This window comes from Endozoicomonas gorgoniicola (genome assembly GCF_025562715.2).
Classification (GTDB): domain Bacteria; phylum Pseudomonadota; class Gammaproteobacteria; order Pseudomonadales; family Endozoicomonadaceae; genus Endozoicomonas_A; species Endozoicomonas_A gorgoniicola.
The window spans coordinates 2,683,627-2,702,957 of sequence record NZ_JAPFCC010000001.1 but is presented as its reverse complement, the minus strand read 5'-3'; the positions used below and the strand labels follow the sequence as shown (position 1 = coordinate 2,702,957).

Below are 19,331 nucleotides of genomic sequence, written 5' to 3'. Positions count from 1 at the left end.
ATGGTCAGTCCTTAACTCGCAGTGTTCTGTGACTGGCTAAAGGGAGGGTTGTCGTAGCCTGGTACGTATGGCTTAATCTCCGCCCCCAACACATAACGACAAAACAGGCAATGAATTCTCGGATAGACATGACCTGTTACATAAAGTGTATAAATTAATTCTTTCAGACATGTGCATACCAGCGCATCGGATGTCGGGATGATAATGTCATAAATCCGAAATGGGTGCTGATCGAAATAGGAGCAACCAGGGTTGAACCTGGAGGTATTGAGATATTGATATATATGCTCGTCGCTGGGAAATGGGAGCTCATGTACCAGAGAATAATCCGGCACGGTTTCTCCTGGCAGTATGGCTTCCAAAGGAGGGAATTCACCCAGCATGAAGCCATCAATATTGTAAATTTCGCTTTCATCGTATTTAGGCATCATGAGGTCATAGCCGTGTGGCGTGTAAAAATAAAGAGTTGTCCAGATGGGAATCGTAAAGCTGTGAGTTCCAGCTATACGTCTTAAAATGCCGCTCTTACTCCAGGGATGATATATGGAGGAGTGTGCTAAAAGAATCAGGTTCTGGACATTGCTGCCGTGTTTGTCGCAGGTAAACAGGGTGAATTTTCCACCTAGCACTGTTTTGTGCATCGTGGAGGGTGGGGGAGAATCTGGAGAGTTCACTTTTCGTAAAAAAACTTTGATTGTCTGAGAGACCGTCTGAAAAGTGTAGAAACAGATGCGGGTATTGGTTAAGAATTTTTAACCGGACTATTTTGGGTTCATTGCGATGCGCGAGCAATGGCTACGCAGGGGTATGCCTTTGAAAACGGTGCGACAGCAGTCAGAGCAGATGCTGGAACTGTTGGGAATGTCACACAGGGTGAAGCATAAGCCTGCTCTCAGCACTGTCAGGCACTTTTTTTCTATGGCTGACTGAATGGCGGATTATGGTAGCCGGGTTCGTAAATGCGCTTTTTGCCCCCATATTCATTGCGACAAAATATGCAGTGGATTCTTGGATAGGTATGGTTTGTTCGGTAAAGTGTTTCGATAAGTTCACTGAGACATGAGCCTTCCGGATCGGACGGCTGCGTTGTGATAACGTCAAAAATCCGAAACGGGTGTTGACTGAAGTACGGGCAGAATGGACTAAACCTGCTGGTCTCGAAGTATATTTGCATCATCGCATCGTTGGCCAGCGGGTACTGAGTATTTTTGTAGCGCAGCCCATAGTTAATGACGGTTTCTCCCGGCATTGCGGACTCCAGTGGTGGAAAGAGACCCATCATGAAGTTCTCAATATTTGGAGTTTTGAGGACGTAGCCGTGCGGTGCGTAAAAAATCAGAGTTGTCCACCCGGGAACCGAAAAGCTGTGAGTCCCGATGATACGTCTGAAAACGCCGCTTATGCTGTAGGATTGTACTGGGATGCTATGGGCCAGAATAAGCAGGTTCTGGACGTTGTCACCATGGGTGTCAGAGGTAAACAGATTAAACTTGCCGGCTATCAATGTCTTGTGAATTGGGGCATGCAGCCTGGGTTTATTGATCGGGTTCATTGTTACTATAAATCGGGTTCATTGTTACTATAAATAAAAAGTTTGTAGGATGTTGGGCGTCAAGCATTGTCAATTATACAAGTAGACCAGTTGCTTATTTTAAATATTTAACCAGACGATTTTGAGTCACGGCCATTGAGGAGGCGGTGACTCATTCTCTAATGGATGAGATGAAGAGTTGTGCCGCGATGCCAACGCCATCGCTTGCACAGAGTGTTTTTTTCAGACGTCCTGCATGTACTGAGCCGGGTCAATGTAAATTCCCAGGGAACGTTTGTCGATACGCTTTTCCTTGCCCTGTTCCTTGTAACGGAACACTACGGTGTCGCCTTCGCTGACATCGAGTGTTTTCTCAGCTGCCAGGTATTTGTATTCTTCCCCTGCAACGATCAGAGTGTGAATGTAATAATCTGGCATGCCCAGCCAGTCGCTGTGTGGGCCGTCGGTGATGATTGTTTCAAGAACGCCGCGGCCTTCCAGCTTGGGCTTGCGCTTTTGGAAGCTTCTTTGCATGACTGTAATCGAATTGCTGTTAATCGGATGAACGGGGTGGACGTTTACGGTTTCGGCGCTGCTGCCAGTTGTGAGTGACATGCCAGCGCCAGTACAGGCGGATCAGGATGTAGCAAAGTGCGCCACTCACTATTCCGGTCACTATGGAACCCACAAATAAAGGCTTCCATACCCGTACCAGTTCAACCCCAATCCCGTGAATCGTCAGCTCAAAGGAGGTCTCGCTGACAGGAACTTGGAGGATATAACAACCAACGTTATAGGTAAAATAGAAAATGGCGGGCATGGTCAGTGGATTGGTAATCCAGACCAGTGCAACAGACAGTGGCAGGTTGCAGCGAAAGATCACTGCCAGGGTGGCTGCCACGACCATCTGAAACGGAATCGGGATAAAAGCAGTAAAGACTCCAACGAAAAAAGCACTGGCGACTGAGCGACGATTCAGGTGCCACAGGTTTGGGTTGTGCAGGGCTTTACCCAGAAAAGCCAGGTAGCGGTTTTCTGTAATGGTTTTCGGGTCTGGAAGATAGCGCTGTATCAGTTTTTTTACCATGTCCCTAACGGTCTCTCTTGCGGCCTGCCCACCATGAAAAAGGAACATTTTTTCATGGTGGGCGCATGGGTTTATGATCAGGCAGTCTTCTGTGTTTTTAAGCATTGCCAACACAGTGTAGATGTTCCCCGCTAAAGTACATCATCCAATATTAAAGCCTGTTCAGGTTCCTTGGGACGAGCAATACTGTCGGTTTCAAACAATAGACTGATTGACTGGCCGGTTAACGACTATCCTGTCTTGCGATGTCTTTATCCTTCTGATGGTTGGCCTCAGAGCTTGCTAAACTGGCTCTGGTATTAGTGACCAGCCATCGGTTTAAATACCAGTCAATGGTTTTGCATACACTGGCTGCACTCAACAATTGTGATACACAAAACCCGTCTATTATGCCTTGAAAATAACAAACACTCTATCCATCTGGGCAGCTGTGTTTTTACGTATATTGCTGCCATTGCTCTTGTGACCCAGTGCCTGGGGCAGTCATTCTCCCTCTGTCTGAAGGTTATCGGCGTCTTGCTGTTGCCATTGATACCACTTTGTGTGGGTTGTTCCCGGCTGAGAATTCCTGCGGTGTTTTATCTGCTGGGGCTTTCTGCTGGTTTCTTTCATGCCGTCAATACCCAGAGTCACTGGGTGGAAGATGACCTGTTTGGGCAGGTGCTGACAATGAAGGTGAAGGTTCAGGGTTTGTCGTCAGACCTGGGAGACTTTCAACGCTTTAACGCTTCAGTACTGCCTGGTCAGGGGGCATTGTTTAAAGGGCAATCGCTTAAACAGCTTCGGCTGAGCTGGTACGGAGGGCCAGAGCTGCAGCCCGGTGATCAGTGGCTGCTGACGGTTAAGTTAAAACCTCCATTGGGAAACAGCAGTCCGGGCGCGTTCGACATGCAGGCATGGGCAGCCAGAGAGGGCATACAGGCGACCGGTTACGTGGTTTCAGGTATATGGCTGGGAGAGGGAGGGTTTTCTCTGGCAGACTGGCGGGACCGGTTACGACAGAGTATCGCCATAAAGGTTAAATCATTGTTGCCGGGTGATTCATCCGGTTTGCTGATTGCCCTGATGACCGGGGACAAATCAGGTGTTTCGCCTGACCAGTGGCAGCAGTTAAACCAGACCGGTACAACGCACCTGATGGTGATTTCAGGGTTACATATCGGGCTTGTGGCAGGGCTTGGGTTCTGGCTGACACTAATGCTGGGGCGGTTAGGGTTGTTGCCACTCAATCGGGTGCCAGTGCCGGTTATTGCGTCTGTTATTGCTTTGTTAATGGCGTTCTCATACGCCATTCTTGCAGGGTTTACCGTTCCGGTTCAGCGGGCGCTGGTGATGACCGGAATGGCTTTGTCGGGACCATTGCTCGGTATCCGGGCAAAGCCTTCAACACTCTATCTTCTGGCACTGGCTCTGGTGCTGACGATTGATCCGCTGGCGATGACCAGTGCCGGTTTCTGGTACTCATTTTCAGCTGTTGCTGTTTTGCTTTATGGGTTTGTCGGGCGTCTGGGCATGAATGAACACTGGCAGCGCTGGGGGCATCCTCAGTGGCTTGTTTTTCTGTTGCTGTTTCCGCTGTTGCAGTTTAATGGTCAGGGTGTGAGCCTGTTGTCGCCTGTCATCAACCTCATTGCTATTCCTCTTATAGCTGGTCTGATGGTACCAGTGGCACTCTTTGCACTGTTATTGAGTCTGTTCTCCCTGACGTTATTTCAGTGGCTGCTGGTACTGCTTGATCGACTGATGTCGTATTTTTTGCTGGGTCTTGGCTGGCTGGATCAACCGATGTTCAAAAGCCTGGTGGTTGAACGTCACGATGTGGGAATGGTTGGCGTTAGCTTTGCCTTGCTGGCGGTTTTTATTCTGCTGGCGCCCAGGGCGTTTGTTTTTATTCGACTGGTGCCGGTTCTGCTCCTGCCGTGGCTGTTACCCAAACAGAAAACGCCAGAGCCCGGGCTGGCGGAGATAGCGGTGCTGGATGTGGGGCAGGGGTTGTCGGTGTTGATTCGTACCCATTCGCACAGTTTGCTTTACGATACCGGCGATGCGGTCTCGCCTCGTTACTCAATGGCTGAACGTGTTGTGGTGCCTTATCTCAGGCAGCAGAAGATCAGCAGTTTGGAACGGGTAGTGATTTCCCACGGAGACCGGGATCATGCTGGTGGTCTTGATAGTCTGATGTCATCCGTTCATGTCAGTAGTGTCTGGGCGGGTTCTGGTGTAGCAGATTATTCAGGCTATATACACCCCTGTGAGCCGGGCGTGTTCTGGGAATGGGATCAGGTTCGTTTTGAATTTCTTGCAGGCAGTGGCTCGCAGACCATGACGAACGATCGTTCATGTGTTCTGAAAGTAACGGCGAACGGGCAGTCATTACTACTGACCGGTGATATCAGTTGGCGGGTTGAAAAAGCGTTGCTGAAAGGTTCGAAGGTTCTGAAGTCAGACTACCTGCTACTGCCCCATCACGGTAGTCGATATTCAGGGTCGTCAGCTTTTCTGAATGCCGTTCAGCCTGAAGTGACATTAATCTCGGCGGGATACCTGAACCGGTTTGGTCACCCTTCGGCTGAAGTGCTTGACCGTCTGGAGGCTCTGGAAACCGATGTTTTCAACACGGCGACAGGTGGGACACTTGAATTTACCCTGGGCTTGCCGGTCGATCTACGACCCTGGCGACAGCGGCGCAGTCATTACTGGCAGCGACCACTGCTGTGATTTTTGCATTCCTGACATTATCTCCTATTTTATTTGCGGTAATTACTTATTCGTGCAAAAGGAATAATCAGTGAAAAAACGCATTGCCCATATTATTTTATTTTCAATGGTTCTTTTCTTTTTTCCTTCGGCTCGAGCCGTCAATTTTCAGCAATTCATTATTCAGCTGAACGGCATGTCATTACTGGAAATCACTAAGCGGCAGGAGCCGTATTCTCCGGGGACGAGTTATGACATTCGGGCAGTGTCTCCAGCCAATGGGCAGCTCGTTCAATATAACCTGGAGCCTGACACTTCAGATCAGGTTTCGGCATCGGCCTTCCAGTCGTTGCTTAACTGGTTTTCGGTTCATTTTTGGGCACCCACGTTTCCTGACAGTATCAGAGAAAACTCTATTCACAGTTTATTGCAAGCCCTGATTCTTACCCATCATAACTTAGGGTATCGTTCTTTTGCTGTAACCATTCATGGCGATGGTAATGCAGAATTGAGTATGCGGGCATCATCAGGCTCACGGATACAGGCAGAGACAACTTTACATTCAGCTGGGTCAGCTCCCTGGGATAGTTTTCTTGATTCAACGTCCACTTCAGACAATCGTTTATTGCATTATTTTTTTAATCATATGAATCATGCTCATCTACTTCGCTTCATCATTTTGCCAAGACAATTTAGCGATGCTGTCGGCTTTATGGATTTAGAGTTGCATTCGAGTAACCGCAGATTCGATTCTAATCTCAATGTTCAGGTCAGCCAGAGAGGGGAGGAGACGCTTGTTTTAAATGTTGTGGGGGTGGTTGATCGAAACGGGTTGCCTGCAGAAGTTCTTCAACAGCGAACCCCGTTTTCTGCTCAATTTGGCCAGCTGGAAAATTTGCTACCCGGGGCACCCGGGGCAATAGGTGAAGCCGTACCGTTGGGAATATCAGGCGCCGGTGTGCAATAAGCACCCAGCCCTTCAGGGCATACGGAGTGTCAATATCGGCAAAGTGAATGTTGTGGTAGTTAACCCCGGACCTTGTGCTGTGTTAAAGTTCTCAGATCACAGATAAAGGGAATAAACAGTGTTCGAACTGGTGAAATCCGGCGGTTGGTTAATGCTGCCGATCATACTTTGCTCTATTATTGCCATGGCTATCGTATTTGAGCGCCTGTGGACGCTCAGGCCTTCCCGTATCGCACCTCGTAACACTCTGTCCCAGGTATGGAAATGGATCAAAAGCAACGATCTGGATAGCAAGAAGGTCGCCAGTCTGCGTGAAAGTTCACCGCTTGGGGAGATTCTGGCAGCCGGTATCACCAATGCCCGTTATGGTCGTGACATCATGAAAGAGAGCATTGATGAACAGGCCGGGCGGGTGATTCACGAGCTGGAACGTTACCTGAACACGCTGGGTACTATTGCTGCTATCGCGCCACTGCTGGGTCTTCTGGGTACAGTAATTGGCATGATTGATGTCTTTACAGTCATCATGCTGGAAGGCACGGGCAATGCAGGTGTTCTGGCGGGCGGTATCTCCAAGGCGCTGATTACCACGGCAGCGGGGTTGAGCGTTGCTATTCCCTCGGTTATTTTTCATCGTTATTTTGTGCGCCGTGTTGATGAACTGGTGGTGGCCATGGAGCAGGAGGCTACCAAGCTGGTTGAAGTTCTGCAGGGTGAACGCAAGCTGAAAGACCGCAGCGAGGGTAAGTGATGAAGTTTCGTCGCCAGACCCAGGAAGAGGTGTCGGTCAACCTGACACCGCTGATTGATGTGGTGTTCCTGCTGTTGATTTTTTTTATGGTGTCGACCACCTTTACCCGTGAAACCCGGTTGGCGATTGATTTGCCGGAAGCCAGCGGAGAAGTGCAGGAACAGGTCCGTAAGCAGGTCGAGATTGTGATCGGTAAAGACGGTGATTTTTCCGTAAACGGTAATAGTCTGGTGAACAGTCGTCTGGAAACTCTTAAAACCGCCCTGGGTAAAGTGAGCGATGGTGACAGTACTCTGCCACTGGTGATCACCGCCGACGCTAACACCCCCTACCAGTCTGTGGTGACGGCCATGGACGCAGCCGGTCAGCTGGGCTTTGCCAACCTGAGCATGACCACCCGAAAACCGGCTGATTCTGACAGGGAGTGATAAGCTCCCTGATGTCGAGTAACAAGATGTCTACCGTTTCTCCGAAAACTTCTGCAAAATCATGGCGTGACCGTTTCAACGACTCGGTGTTGAACTGCTGGTATGGTTCCGGACGCTGGACTCTGCTGTTATTACCTTTCACGGCTCTGTTCAAGTGGCTGGCGCATCGACGTTGCTGGAAAATTATTCGCTCAGATCGCTGGCAACCACCGGTGCCTGTGGTGGTGGTTGGCAATCTGTCGGTGGGGGGTACGGGTAAAACGCCGGTCGTTGCAGCTCTGGTTAGATCATTGCAGCAAAAAGGCTATCATCCGGGCATCGCCAGTCGTGGTTTTGGAGCCGATACTCAGGATCTGCCATTGCGGGTTACACCAGACACCAATCCAGCCATCGCCGGAGATGAACCCGTTATGCTGGCACAACAGTTGCGCATACCGGTGATGGTCGACCCGGATCGTGTCTCCGCTGCCAAAGCGCTGGTTGAAAACTGTGGCTGTAACCTGATCATTACCGATGACGGTCTGCAACACTACCGTTTGCAGCGTCATGTTGAGATTGTGGTGATTGACGGTCAGCGCATGCTGGGCAATGGTTTGTGTCTGCCCGCCGGCCCCTTGCGGGAACCGCCGGAACGGCTGCAGGCTGTGGATCAGGTACTGGTTAACGGTCGTCCAGCCGGTGATCTGCCGGTAGATTTTGACTGCATCTATCTGGAAACCGATGACCTTTTACCAGTTGGCTGTTCGGATTGCGCTCCGCCTGAAGCCGGGACGGTTCATGCTGTAGCGGGAATCGGGAACCCTGAGCGGTTTTTCCAGACGCTTGAGTCCCTGGGTTTCAGCGTGATTCCTCATGCTTTTCCGGATCATCACCCGTTTGCCCCGGAGGATATTGTCTTTCATGACGATTTGCCGGTTCTGATGACTGCCAAAGATGCAGTAAAATGCCGGAGCTTTGCCGGATCAAATGCCTGGTATTTGCCGGTGCAGGCGCATATTCCGGAAACGGTGCTGAATAAAATCATTCATCTGGTTGAAACCAAAGGGCCGGATTCTGTGTCGAAGGTAATTCCGACAGGCTCCTGGTAGCCTGACCGGGAATAGGCTGCCCTACAGTGGTCGTAGCAAAGTCATGGATCAATATCACGGATAAGTATTATGGATAAGTATTATGGATAAAAAGTTGTTTGAGATTCTTGCCTGCCCACAGTGCAAGGGTGAATTAAAACATGCAAAAGATTCGGCTGAGTTGATTTGTCGCCCCTGTGGCATGGCATTCCCGATTCGGGATGGTATCCCGGTTATGCTGGAGGGTGAGGCGCGTACCCTGACCAGCGGTGAACGCCTTGATGAAAGCAAAGGCAGCAGTCAATCAGTGCGCTGATTTTCACAGTAAGTAGTAAAAAATTGAAAGAAAGATGGTTCCATGACTGAAACAGTCCGCCCTTTTACAGTGGTTATTCCCGCCCGTTTTGGCTCCAGCCGTTTACCGGGTAAGCCTCTGGCTGATATTGATGGCAAGCCAATGGTTCAACATGTTTATGAACGAGCCAGTGAGAGTCGTGCTCAAAGAATTATTATTGCGACCGACGATGAGCGTATTTTCAAGGCGGCGAAAAAATTTGGTGCTGAAGTGTGCATGACGTTGTCTGGTCATCCTTCAGGAACAGACCGCTTGCAGGAAGTCGCACGTTTGTATGAGATGTCTGACAACGAGGTGATTGTTAATGTGCAGGGGGATGAACCACTGATTCCGGCAACCGTCATTGACCAGGTGGCGGAAAATCTGATGGATAACCCGCACGCAGGCGCAGCGACACTGGCAGAACCGATCCGCCAGCGTGACGACTTGTTTAACCCGGCAGTGGTCAAGGTGGTGTCTGATAAAGACGGTAATGCCCTGTACTTCAGTCGCGCACCAATGCCGTGGGCTCGCGACAGTTTCGCGGCAAACTCTGACTCGTTGCCGGATATTGATGGCTTTCGACGGCATATTGGTATTTACGCTTATCGCGTGAACCTGCTTAACCAGTACGTTCAGTGGCCGCAAAGCCCGTTTGAGCAACTGGAATCTCTTGAACAGCTGAGACTGTTATGGAATGGTCATCGGATTCATGTGGCAGATGCTCTGGAAACACCGCCACATGGGGTCGATACTGAGCAGGATCTGGCAGTGGTTCGTCGTATTGTCGAAATGATGTCTTGATGAATATTGTTGAAAATTATTCCCTGAAAAGCCGAAACACTTTCGGTTTTCAGGTTTCAGCCCGTTATTTTGTAGAAGTTACCTCAGTTGAACAACTGCAGGAGGCATTGGGCTTTGCCCGGAAGCAGAAGCTGGACATCGTCCCGCTGGGTGGGGGAAGCAACCTGGTTTTAAGTGGTGATGTTGAAGCCCTGGTGATCGCTGTTAACCTGCGGGAACGTTCCGTGCTTGAGCGTTCAGATGAAGCCGTCATGGTTCGGGCCGGAGCTGGTGAAAACTGGCATGAGCTGGTGCGCTGGACTCTGGCTGAACAGGCTTATGGGCTGGAAAATCTGTCGCTGATTCCCGGCCATGTCGGGGCGGCACCTATTCAGAATATTGGGGCTTATGGTGTTGAGCTGAAAGACTCTTTTGAAAGCCTCGAAGCGGTTGAGATTCACTCGGGTGAACTTCGTCGTTTTTTTCTGAAAGAGTGTCAGTTTGGCTATCGGGATTCCGTGTTTAAACATGCCTTGCGCGACCAGTTTATCATCACATCCGTGAACTTTCGTCTGTCTCCCGGTTTGCAGCCAAAGCTTGGCTATGGACAGTTGCAGCAGGAGCTGGCGCAGCGCTGCGGTCATCGGTCGCCAACGGGTATGGAGATCAGTGAAGCGGTTGCTGACGTGCGTATGCAGAAACTGCCTGATCCAAATGTTCTGGGTAATGCCGGTAGTTTTTTTAAAAATCCGGTCGTGAACGCTGATGTTGTTAAACGGCTGAGAGCAGAGTTTCCTGATCTGGTTGCCTTCCCCTTTGATGAACAGTGGAAACTGGCTGCTGGCTGGCTCATCGATAAGGCAGGTTTGCGAGGTTACCGCGAAGGGTGTGTCGGTACCTATCAGTATCAGGCGTTGGTGCTGGTGAATCATGGTGGTGCTGAGCCCGATGAACTGCTTCATCTGGCTGGCGTCATTCAGCAAAAGGTGAAGGCGGTGTTTGGTGTGGCTCTGGAAATGGAACCGAGGGTTTATTAATCGTTAGTGCTGAAAGTCTGCCCTTGGCCAGAAAAAAATGGTCGGGTGCGTTTTCGTGAAGATATTTACCGGCTGAATGATGCGCTTCTGGCGAACTTTTAGCGTATTAATGGTTGTTTATAGCAAAAGGGCGTACCGAAAATGGTACGCCCTTTTTGTTTCAAATTGACAGAGGCTTACCGGGAAGCTTCTGTCTGGGAGTCAGACTGGTTGCTTTCCTTGGTTTGTCCAGCCTGCTGCCGCTTCAGTCGAGGGTCGTTCATGGCACGACTGCGGCGACGACGGCGAGCTGGTCTCTGATTTTCAGAGGTGCTTTCCACCTGTGCCTGAAGTTCAGATACGTCAGGAGCTGTTGTAGCAGCTTCCTGTTCTTCAGCAGCGGGAGCTGTTTCCTGAACCACTGGCTTCGCAGCTTTTTGTTGAGCGGCAGGTTGTTGAGCGGCAGGCTGTTGAGCAACAGGCTGTTGGGCAGCAGATTCTGCTGGCTTTTCAGCAGCTGGTTTTACAACCTGAGCGGTGTCTGCACTGGTTTCCTCAGGCTTTTCAGCCAGCTGAGTCAGGGCATTTTGCAGCTGCTCTACTGCATCACCAAAAGTCTGATCGGCCCGGGCTTCAGGCTGAGTGAGTTCTACTGGAGTAGTAACCGGAGCCGTCTCAACAGGGATCGTAGGCTGATGGCTCGCCGCTACCGCTTTGGCCATTTCAGTCATACGTGGTTCCCGAGTAGCATATTCAGGTGCTTCATTGCGTACGTCTGCAGCAGGTTCAGCTTTTTCTGCTGAGTCAGTTGCCTCGACTGCAGGCTTGGCAATGATGGGTTTCTCTGTTTTTTCTGCTTCAGCCGGAATCTGTAATTCAGGTTTTGGCTGTTGCGCTTTCGGAGCTGGTTGTGCGTCTGCAGGAGCAGCTTTCGCTACTGGCTGAGGCGCAGGCTTACGCTCTTTTGGTGTCTCAGCTCTTGCTTCCGGAGCAGGTTTGGCTTCCTGCGCTGCAGCTGGCTTTTCCTGTGCTTTTGGTTCTTGTGGCCTGGACTCCTGCGGTTTGGACTCCTGCGGTTTGGACAGGGATGGCAGCGTTGGCTGATCCTGTACATTGCGGTCACGCTGAGTCGGACGGTTGCTGCGACGACGCTGGGCAGAACCCGGACGGCGACGGCGACGGTTGTCTTCACCCTGTTGTTCAGGTTCCTGGTTCAGAGTATCGGCTTTATGGGCGTCGCTCCGGCTTTCATTGCGGGAAACCTGTTCTTCGCGGTCAAAGCGCTCCTGCTTCTGGCGCTGACTGCGACTTTCCTGACGATCCTGTCTCTGGCGAGGCTGGCGCTGCTGACGGTTGTCGCCCTGCTCGTTACGTTGCTCGCTGCGGGAGTCGCCACGTTGCTCGTAACGAGAGTCGCTACGATCCTGACGGCCGCCACGACGACGTTCGTTACGGTTCTGGCGTTGTTCGTCGCTCTGTTCGCGACGGTTGTCACGGGTTTCACGTTGCTGGTCGCGACTGCTGCGCTGTCTGCGCTGCTGAGGCTGCTGGCGTTCACGCTGAGGACGGGAAGAAGGCTGAGGCTTTTGACGGCTCTGGGTCTTCTTAGGCTGCTCTTCGGTGCTTTCTTCAGCGCCAAACAGTCCGCCCAGGGCTTTAACAAAAGAGCGGATCAGACCGGGCTTTTCCTGCTTTACAGGGGCTGGTTGAGCAGGCGCAACAGTCTTGACGGCTGCTTCCTGGCGGGGAGCAGGCTTGGCTGTAGCGACCGACTGTTCGACCGTGTCTTCAGCTTCCAGAATCTCGTAACTGCTTTCAACGTGTTCGGCAACATGGTCATCGCGCAGGCGTTGAACGTCGTAGTGAGGAGTGTCCAGATTGGCGTTTGGAATAACAATAACGCGAGCCTGGTGACGCTTCTCGATTTTGGCAATCATTGAACGTTTTTCGTTCAGCAGGAAGGCAGCCACTGATACCGGCACCTGGGCACGGATTTCAGAGGTCTTGTCCTTCATGGCTTCTTCTTCCATCAGACGCAGGATGGACAGAGCCAGGGATTCGATATCCCGGATAGTGCCTTGTCCGGAGCAGCGTGGGCAAACAACACCACTGGTTTCACCCAGGGATGGACGCAGACGCTGACGGGACATTTCCAGCAGGCCGAAGCGGGAGATGCGGCCAGTCTGAACTCTGGCGCGGTCCATGGACAGAGCCTGACGGATACGGTTTTCAACCTCGCGCTGGTTGCGGTTGTGGCTCATGTCGATAAAGTCGATCACGATCAGGCCGCCGATGTCGCGCAGACGCAGTTGGCGGGCGATTTCGTCAGCGGCTTCTAGGTTGGTGTTCAGCGCCGTTTCTTCGATATCGCCACCACGGGTAGCCCGGGCAGAGTTGATGTCGATGGATACCAGGGCTTCGGTCGGATCGATAACAATAGAGCCACCGGAGGGCAGGCGTACTTCACGCTGGAAGGCGGTTTCAATCTGGGATTCGATCTGGAAGCGGTTGAACAGTGGAATGCTGTCTTTGTAGAGCTTGATCTTATGCTCGTACTGCGGCATCACCTGCTTGATGAAGGTAACGGCTTCGTCATAGACAGACTGCTTGTCGATCAGTACTTCGCCGATGTCCTGACGCAGGTAGTCGCGAATGGCACGGATGATGACGTTGCTTTCCTGATAGATCAGCAGAGGGGCTGGCTGCTCGGCGGCCTCCTTGATGGAACTCCAGAGCTGAAGCAGGTAATCCAGATCCCACTGCAGTTCTTCCTGGTTACGACCCAGGCCTGCGGTGCGAACAATGACGCCCATTTCAGCAGGGATATTCAGCTGGCTCAGGGTTTCACGCAACTCAGCTCGTTCATCACCTTCAATACGACGGGAAATGCCACCGGCACGGGGGTTGTTTGGCATCAGAACCAGGTAGCGTCCAGCCAGGCTGACCAGTGTGGTCAGAGCCGCGCCTTTGTTGCCGCGCTCTTCCTTATCCACCTGGATAATGACTTCCTGACCTTCCTTGATGACGTCCTTAATGCTGGGACGCCCACCGGAATAGGATGAGTTGAAATATTCCCGTGAAATTTCTTTCAGGGGCAGGAAACCATGACGTTCAGCGCCGAAGTCAACAAAAGCTGCTTCGAGGCTTGGCTCGACACGAGTGATCTTGCCTTTGTAGATGTTGGCTTTTTTCTGCTCACGGGCGCCTGATTCTATATCCAGATCATACAGGCGTTGTCCGTCTACCAGTGCAACACGCAACTCTTCCGATTGAGTTGCGTTGATTAACATTCTCTTCATAGAGTACCGATACGGTTTAGAGGCTAGCCTCTCGTGCCGGAACGGCCCGCTCTTTCTTTTCCGGTTTGTCACTCGGGCTTAACACGATGCGGAGTAAACCGGTTTTATTAACTGCCATCAGACTTACACCGTCAGACCAGCATACAACACTTCTGTGGTCTGTGAGGGTAACGATATGACACATTAGTACTTCCTGAAGTGCTTGGTTCAGGCAAGTACTGGGCGCAGGAATGGAATTCTTACCGGGGAATGACTCGGCGTTTCAAAATAAATAAAGCCGATTATAATTGCTGACAGTCCCGGGACCTTCCTCACGCCCGGAATCAGGGGGCGTTGCTCGACAGAGAGTAGCTCTGTTTATGTTATCCACGGCTCTTGCCGTGCTCTATACCATGAAAATTCGATTTTATTACCTGGAGTGATGAAATCGAATTATCTGCTCATGGCTTAACTTCTGTCCCAAGTATTTCATCGACCCGGCATCGGGGAAGCTTTATGGTGATTCCGTGATGTCCTGAGTCGGCGACCGCTATTTTTAGCTCTGGTCTTGCCTGGGTTTCGTAAATCGAACTGCCCTTTCGGTTATGCGCAGGACAGTGCCTCAACTATATCAGTAATCTGTAAGTGCTTCAAATGAGCCAAAGCTGGTAAGATGCGCCCATGGACAGACGACTCAATGATTCCCGCGATTCAGCTTCTGCTCAAGCGGATCGCCCTAAAGTACGACTGGTCAGCATTGATGCTGATGATGCTGGTCAGCGTGTTGACAACTATCTGGTTCGGGTGCTGAAAGGTGTTCCGAAAACCCGTGTTTACCGGGTTATTCGCAAAGGTGAAGTACGGGTAAATAAAAAGCGAATAACTGCTGCCTATCGTTTGCAGGATGGCGATGTGCTGCGTATTCCGCCCATTCGTGTGGCTGAAAAGACCGATAAAGTCATAGTGGGTGGTGGCCTTACAGAAAAACTGGAGTCTTCCATTATTTATGAAGACGACCAGCTGATCATTATTAACAAGCCTTCTGGCATTGCGGTTCATGGGGGGAGTGGTATCAACTTTGGCGTGATTGAGGCGATGCGCAAAATTCGCCCGGACGCCCGCAGTCTGGAACTGGTACACCGGCTGGATCGTGATACCTCCGGCTGTCTGATGATTGCCAAGCGTCGCAGTATGTTGCGTTATCTGCATAACCAGTTTCAGGAAGACAAGGTCAGTAAAATTTATAACGCCCTGGTGATCGGGCGTTGGCCAAGTCGCAAAGTGCTGGTGAATGCGCCGTTGTTAAAAAACACACTGCAATCGGGTGAGCGCATGGTTCGGGTCGATCTGGACGGTAAAAAATCCAGAACCCGTTATCAGGTGCTGGAGCGTTACAACCACCAGGGTGAAAGCGCAACTCTAGTGGAAGCCAGCCCGATTACCGGGCGTACGCATCAGATTCGTGTGCATTGCCTGCATGCCGGTTACGCCATTCTGGGTGATGACAAATACGGTACAGACGAGGACAATAAACGCTACCGGAACTTTGGCCTGAAGCGACTGTTTCTGCATGCGGCACGATTGAAGCTTACCCTGCCTGATGGCACGCCTTTGACCGTTGATGCACCACTGTCGCCTGATTTGCAGGCTGTTCTGGAAACCCTTGGAAGTGAGCGCGACGGACCGTCAGCCTGATAGAGCCGTCAGCCTGATAGAGCCGTCAGCCTGATAGAGCCGTCAGCCTGATAGAGCCGTCAGCTTGATAGAGCCGTCAGCCTGATAGAGCCGTCAGCTTGATAGAGAAGTAGAGAATTAAATAAATTGGAAAAACGTTATTCATTAATTATTTTTGACTGGGATGGAACCCTGATTGATTCTGTCCCTGCTATTACCCGTTCTCTGGCTATTGCTGCTGAGCAGTTGGGGTTGCCGCAGCTGGATGATGTGGCTTATAAAGGTGTGATTGGACTGAGCCTGACGAATGCCATTCGTAAGCTGTATCCGTCACTGACTGATGAACAGTTGCAGCAGTTTATTAAACAGTACCGTGAAGAATACAACCGGCTTGAGACGCAGCCTTCTGTTCCGTTTCCGGGTGTCACAGACGGGCTGAACATACTGCGTGACCAGGGTATCACTATGGCGGTGGCAACGGGTAAGAGTCGAAATGGTTTAGACCGGTCCATGACTGCCAATCAGTACCATGAGTATTTTCAGGCGTCCCGTTGTGCTGATGAGACACGCTCAAAGCCTGACCCGTTAATGCTGAAACAGTTACTGGAAGAGCTGGATATTCCTGTTGAACAGGCTCTTATGGTGGGCGATGCCGGGTTTGATCTGCAGATGGCAGAAAACCTGGGGATGGATCGGGTGGCTGTCACCTATGGCGCCCAGCCAAAAGAGCAATTGTTAAATCACGATCCTGTGTTTGTTGCTGACAGCTTTGATGACCTGGTCGAATGGGTGAGCATAGCTGAACATGGCTGAACATAGCTAAACATAGCTACGCATTAAAAAAATAATCGTTGTTGGGCGCTAAGCCCCGGAGTAAAGATGGAAGATAACTGGAAGGAGTCTGAGTCGGTTCTGTCCGATAAGGATGATGGTAAGGCCTGGAAGCTGATTGAAAACCTGGCTGAAGGTGCATTGAAAGAGCAGCGTCGGGCTCGCCGCTGGGGTATTTTTTTCAAGCTGCTGACCTTTACCTGGCTGTTTGCCACCATTGGCATTTTTTATTCCGCTTTTCGTGTTGATGTTCCGGTAATGGAGCCTTCTGGTGGGCACACAGCGCTGGTGGATGTTAGTGGTGTGATTGCTGATGGTAACGATGCCAGTGCTGACGTTATTGTGGGAGGCTTGCGGGCTGCCTTTGAAGATCCCGGTACCAAAGGCGTTATTCTTCGTATTAACAGTCCGGGTGGAAGCCCTGTACAGGCAGGTTATATTTACGATGAAATTCGTCGGCTGCGTAGCAAGTATCCAGAGACGCCACTGTACTCCGTGATTATGGATATCGGTGCCTCTGGAGGCTATTACGTGGCTGCCGCAGCGGATGAAATTTATGCCGATAAAGCCAGTCTTGTCGGGTCTATTGGTGTGGTGTCATCAGGCTTTGGTTTTGTCGAGGCAATAGACAAGCTGGGCATTACCCGTCGTACTTATACAGCGGGTGAGTACAAAGCCTTTAACGATCCATTTCTGCCAATGGATGAAGAAGCGACTACACGCTGGCAGGAATCGCTGGACAGTATTCATCATCAGTTTATCAACGCCGTTAAAGCCGGTCGTGGTGATCGACTGACCGACGACAAGGTAATTTTCTCCGGCATGGTCTGGACAGGTGAAAATGCTGTCGGGCTTGGTCTGGTTGATGGTCTGGGGAGTGCGGGTTATGTTGCCCGGGAAGTGGTGGGTAATGAAACCATTGTTGACTTTACTGCCCGTCTGTCGCCACTGGAAAAATTTGCCAGAGATATGGGCGTTAGTTTCAGTGGTGCGGTCATCAAAACGCTGGGGCTTGAGGGTGTAACCCTCCGCTGACTGGCGGTCGCCGCTTTTCGCTGTCCGTTATCCGTAGCCCGCTGTTGGCAGTAACAGCTAATAGCCAACGGCGAATAGCGGAAGGCGGGCGGCGAACAGCGATTTTACTCAAATAATGTTAACACCTTCATTTAACCAGAATGCATATCAAAAAATAGTGTAACGCAAGGTTATCAATCGTCTACGATTAGTTCGCACTACTACTTGCGCGGGCGGTTGCTTATGCTTGGTTGTCTATTCAAACTATCAAATGTTTTTCCTGCTACTTTTTCTGTTTCCCGTAATAAATACTTTACGGTGAATTTTGTTCTGCCATTCTCTGCACTTGTATTTTGCGCGCAAGGCCTGATTGCACAAGAGTTAATGTCAGCCAGTTATTTGCCAGTCCGTAAGGAGATGGCTGCCTTTGCGATGGCTGCACTGGTCTTTCGTACAAATACAAACTTCTGGCCAATAAACACTGATAATTCTCAATACTCAGGCACTAAAAATAGTCCTGACAATTCATTACGGCCTTTCAACCATTTACCGGACAGGCAGCAGAGAGGGTGCTTTTCTAAAGTTTCAAAGGGAGATACTGAACAATTACTTAATGTGTTACATACATCTCCCCCTGGTTGTACTGTCGAGATAGAAGGCACTTACTTTCTTGATGCCAGTATTGACATCAAAGTTAACCTTGTTGGCAAGTCTTCTCTTCAGGAACCAGAGCCTGATGAACCTGTTGTTTTTTTCAGAATAGAAAGCGTCCGTACAGACAGCGATCAGAAAACAGGTTTCATGTCGTCCGTCCTGTCAGGGGAGCCGTTATCTTATACCAAATTCCCGGAAGCTGTTCTGGTAATGGATGAAAACAAAGACAGCCGCCTGAGAATTCACCCGTCAGCCAAACTGAATAACATCACAGTGCTCTCGCCACCCACTGATTTTGATCCACACAGAGGCTGCATGGATACTCGTATTATCTTTCAGGCAAATGCCGAGCCTTTTGTTGTAGGTATTTCTGAAAGCGCATCAGGTCATCTTTGTCATACATACCATCCTTCAAGCGGCATTATCAGTTACGGTAAGACAAGCGCCAGCACCACCACCAGGCAAAACAGTTACAACAGCGGAGGGGGAGGCGTAGCCTGGAGTAGTTACACAAACGCACATCATACTGCTAGTTTTTGGAGGGGCGGTAGTAGTAGTGGTGGTGGTGCCGGGGGGGATGACAGAAATCCCTGGCGCGATAAAACGATGGCTGAATGTCTTGCGGATATTATCCTGGCCAGCGAGGAACAAAGGCTGAAGCTGAATGAAATCTACAGGCGTTACCATGAATTACTCCAGGTAAGTGACTATGATAAAAAAAGCAAAAAGAATTCAATCAGGCATACCTTAAGCTCTTTACGTTGTTTTCAACGCCAGGAAGATACGTCCGGGCACGGGGGGTTCTGGTCATATGACCCCTCTCTCCGGAAACCTACAAGAAGTCGGAAATTAAAACGGCAGGAGCAACAGCCAGCTGTATATTCACCGTTCATCTCCCTTCAATACATCTTCCCTCGGGGTTTTACCCCGCCCCCTCCTCCTTTTACCCTGCGCCAACCCTTCTCTCAGCTTATCCCGCCCCTCATTCGGGACTCCACTTCTGAGAATTTATCTCCTCATTTACAGACTGAAACACCGCCGTTCCCGGATCGTGACCCAGGTTCGGAAGAGCGAAGTGCTTATGCCCTTCAGGGTTACTTCCGACACGGTCAATATCATTAAGCTCCCGTGTTGGGAGTTGCCCCGGGGCGCAAGCGTTGCACTCTTCCCAACCTGCAAGTCTGACTGGAGATCGATTTAGAATATATCGCTGTCCGCC

The 19,331-nt window shown here is 50.7% G+C and carries 17 protein-coding genes; 12 read left to right on the top strand and 5 right to left on the bottom strand.

The window, feature by feature from the left end:
- Positions 1-11: 11 nt before the first annotated feature.
- The 4 genes from NX722_RS12425 to NX722_RS12410 all read right to left on the bottom strand — a co-directional run bounded on the left by NX722_RS12425 (position 12) and on the right by NX722_RS12410 (position 2,723).
- Entirely contained in the window at positions 12-641 is a 630-nt protein-coding gene (locus tag NX722_RS12425) for a putative adhesin (protein ID WP_262568254.1), read from the bottom strand.
- A 275-nt stretch (positions 642-916) separates the two neighbouring features.
- Positions 917-1,552: a putative adhesin gene (locus tag NX722_RS12420; protein WP_262568253.1), complete on the bottom strand. Its 636-nt coding sequence runs from the start codon at positions 1,550-1,552 to the stop codon at positions 917-919.
- A 222-nt stretch (positions 1,553-1,774) separates the two neighbouring features.
- The gene (locus tag NX722_RS12415; RefSeq protein ID WP_262568252.1) at positions 1,775-2,065 is read right to left on the bottom strand and encodes a hypothetical protein; all 291 of its coding nucleotides are present in this window, start codon (positions 2,063-2,065) and stop codon (positions 1,775-1,777) included.
- 19 nt (positions 2,066-2,084) lie between these two features.
- On the bottom strand, positions 2,085-2,723 hold the full coding sequence (locus NX722_RS12410) for a DUF2062 domain-containing protein (RefSeq protein WP_322740926.1): 639 nt from the start codon (positions 2,721-2,723) through the stop codon (positions 2,085-2,087).
- A 261-nt stretch (positions 2,724-2,984) separates the two neighbouring features.
- On the opposite strand from NX722_RS12410, the gene NX722_RS12405 reads away from it, so the two are divergent.
- The 8 genes from NX722_RS12405 (at position 2,985) to murB (ending at position 10,682) form a co-directional block, all read left to right on the top strand.
- Positions 2,985-5,336: a DNA internalization-related competence protein ComEC/Rec2 gene (locus tag NX722_RS12405; RefSeq protein ID WP_262568251.1), complete on the top strand. Its 2,352-nt coding sequence runs from the start codon at positions 2,985-2,987 to the stop codon at positions 5,334-5,336.
- A 70-nt stretch (positions 5,337-5,406) separates the two neighbouring features.
- The gene (locus NX722_RS12400; RefSeq protein ID WP_262568250.1) at positions 5,407-6,282 is read left to right on the top strand and encodes a hypothetical protein; all 876 of its coding nucleotides are present in this window, start codon (positions 5,407-5,409) and stop codon (positions 6,280-6,282) included.
- Between the two features lie 118 nt (positions 6,283-6,400).
- The gene (locus tag NX722_RS12395; RefSeq protein WP_262568249.1) at positions 6,401-7,033 is read left to right on the top strand and encodes a MotA/TolQ/ExbB proton channel family protein; all 633 of its coding nucleotides are present in this window, start codon (positions 6,401-6,403) and stop codon (positions 7,031-7,033) included.
- Positions 7,033-7,461 (top strand): ExbD/TolR family protein, encoded by a 429-nt coding sequence (locus tag NX722_RS12390; protein ID WP_262568248.1) that lies wholly within the window; start codon positions 7,033-7,035, stop codon positions 7,459-7,461. The genes NX722_RS12395 and NX722_RS12390 overlap by 1 nt, the downstream gene beginning before the upstream one ends.
- An 11-nt stretch (positions 7,462-7,472) precedes the next feature.
- Positions 7,473-8,549, top strand: coding sequence for a tetraacyldisaccharide 4'-kinase (gene lpxK, locus NX722_RS12385; protein WP_262568247.1), 1,077 nt, complete (start codon positions 7,473-7,475; stop codon positions 8,547-8,549).
- A gap of 82 nt (positions 8,550-8,631) precedes the next feature.
- Positions 8,632-8,844, top strand: a complete 213-nt coding sequence (locus NX722_RS12380; protein ID WP_262568246.1) for a Trm112 family protein — start codon at positions 8,632-8,634, stop codon at positions 8,842-8,844.
- Positions 8,845-8,886: 42 nt separating this feature from the next.
- Positions 8,887-9,666, top strand: a complete 780-nt coding sequence (kdsB, locus tag NX722_RS12375; protein ID WP_262568245.1) for a 3-deoxy-manno-octulosonate cytidylyltransferase — start codon at positions 8,887-8,889, stop codon at positions 9,664-9,666.
- The gene (gene murB, locus NX722_RS12370; RefSeq protein WP_262568244.1) at positions 9,666-10,682 is read left to right on the top strand and encodes a UDP-N-acetylmuramate dehydrogenase; all 1,017 of its coding nucleotides are present in this window, start codon (positions 9,666-9,668) and stop codon (positions 10,680-10,682) included. Before kdsB ends, murB begins: the two co-directional genes overlap by 1 nt.
- A gap of 176 nt (positions 10,683-10,858) precedes the next feature.
- Here murB and rne read toward each other — a convergent pair whose 3' ends face one another.
- Entirely contained in the window at positions 10,859-13,960 is a 3,102-nt protein-coding gene (rne, locus tag NX722_RS12365; protein ID WP_262568243.1) for a ribonuclease E, read from the bottom strand.
- Positions 13,961-14,620: 660 nt separating this feature from the next.
- Here rne and rluC point away from each other — a divergent pair.
- From rluC to NX722_RS12345, 4 genes are all read left to right on the top strand, one after another.
- A complete protein-coding gene (gene rluC, locus NX722_RS12360; protein ID WP_262568242.1) occupies positions 14,621-15,634 on the top strand; it encodes a 23S rRNA pseudouridine(955/2504/2580) synthase RluC in 1,014 nt (337 codons plus the stop codon).
- A 126-nt stretch (positions 15,635-15,760) separates the two neighbouring features.
- The gene (locus tag NX722_RS12355) at positions 15,761-16,426 is read left to right on the top strand and encodes an HAD family hydrolase (protein ID WP_262568241.1); all 666 of its coding nucleotides are present in this window, start codon (positions 15,761-15,763) and stop codon (positions 16,424-16,426) included.
- Between the two features lie 66 nt (positions 16,427-16,492).
- Positions 16,493-17,479 (top strand): S49 family peptidase, encoded by a 987-nt coding sequence (locus NX722_RS12350; RefSeq protein WP_262568240.1) that lies wholly within the window; start codon positions 16,493-16,495, stop codon positions 17,477-17,479.
- An 843-nt stretch (positions 17,480-18,322) separates the two neighbouring features.
- Complete coding sequence (locus tag NX722_RS12345; protein ID WP_262568239.1) at positions 18,323-19,234, top strand: forkhead box protein; 912 nt, start codon at positions 18,323-18,325, stop codon at positions 19,232-19,234.
- Positions 19,235-19,331: the final 97 nt, after the last annotated feature.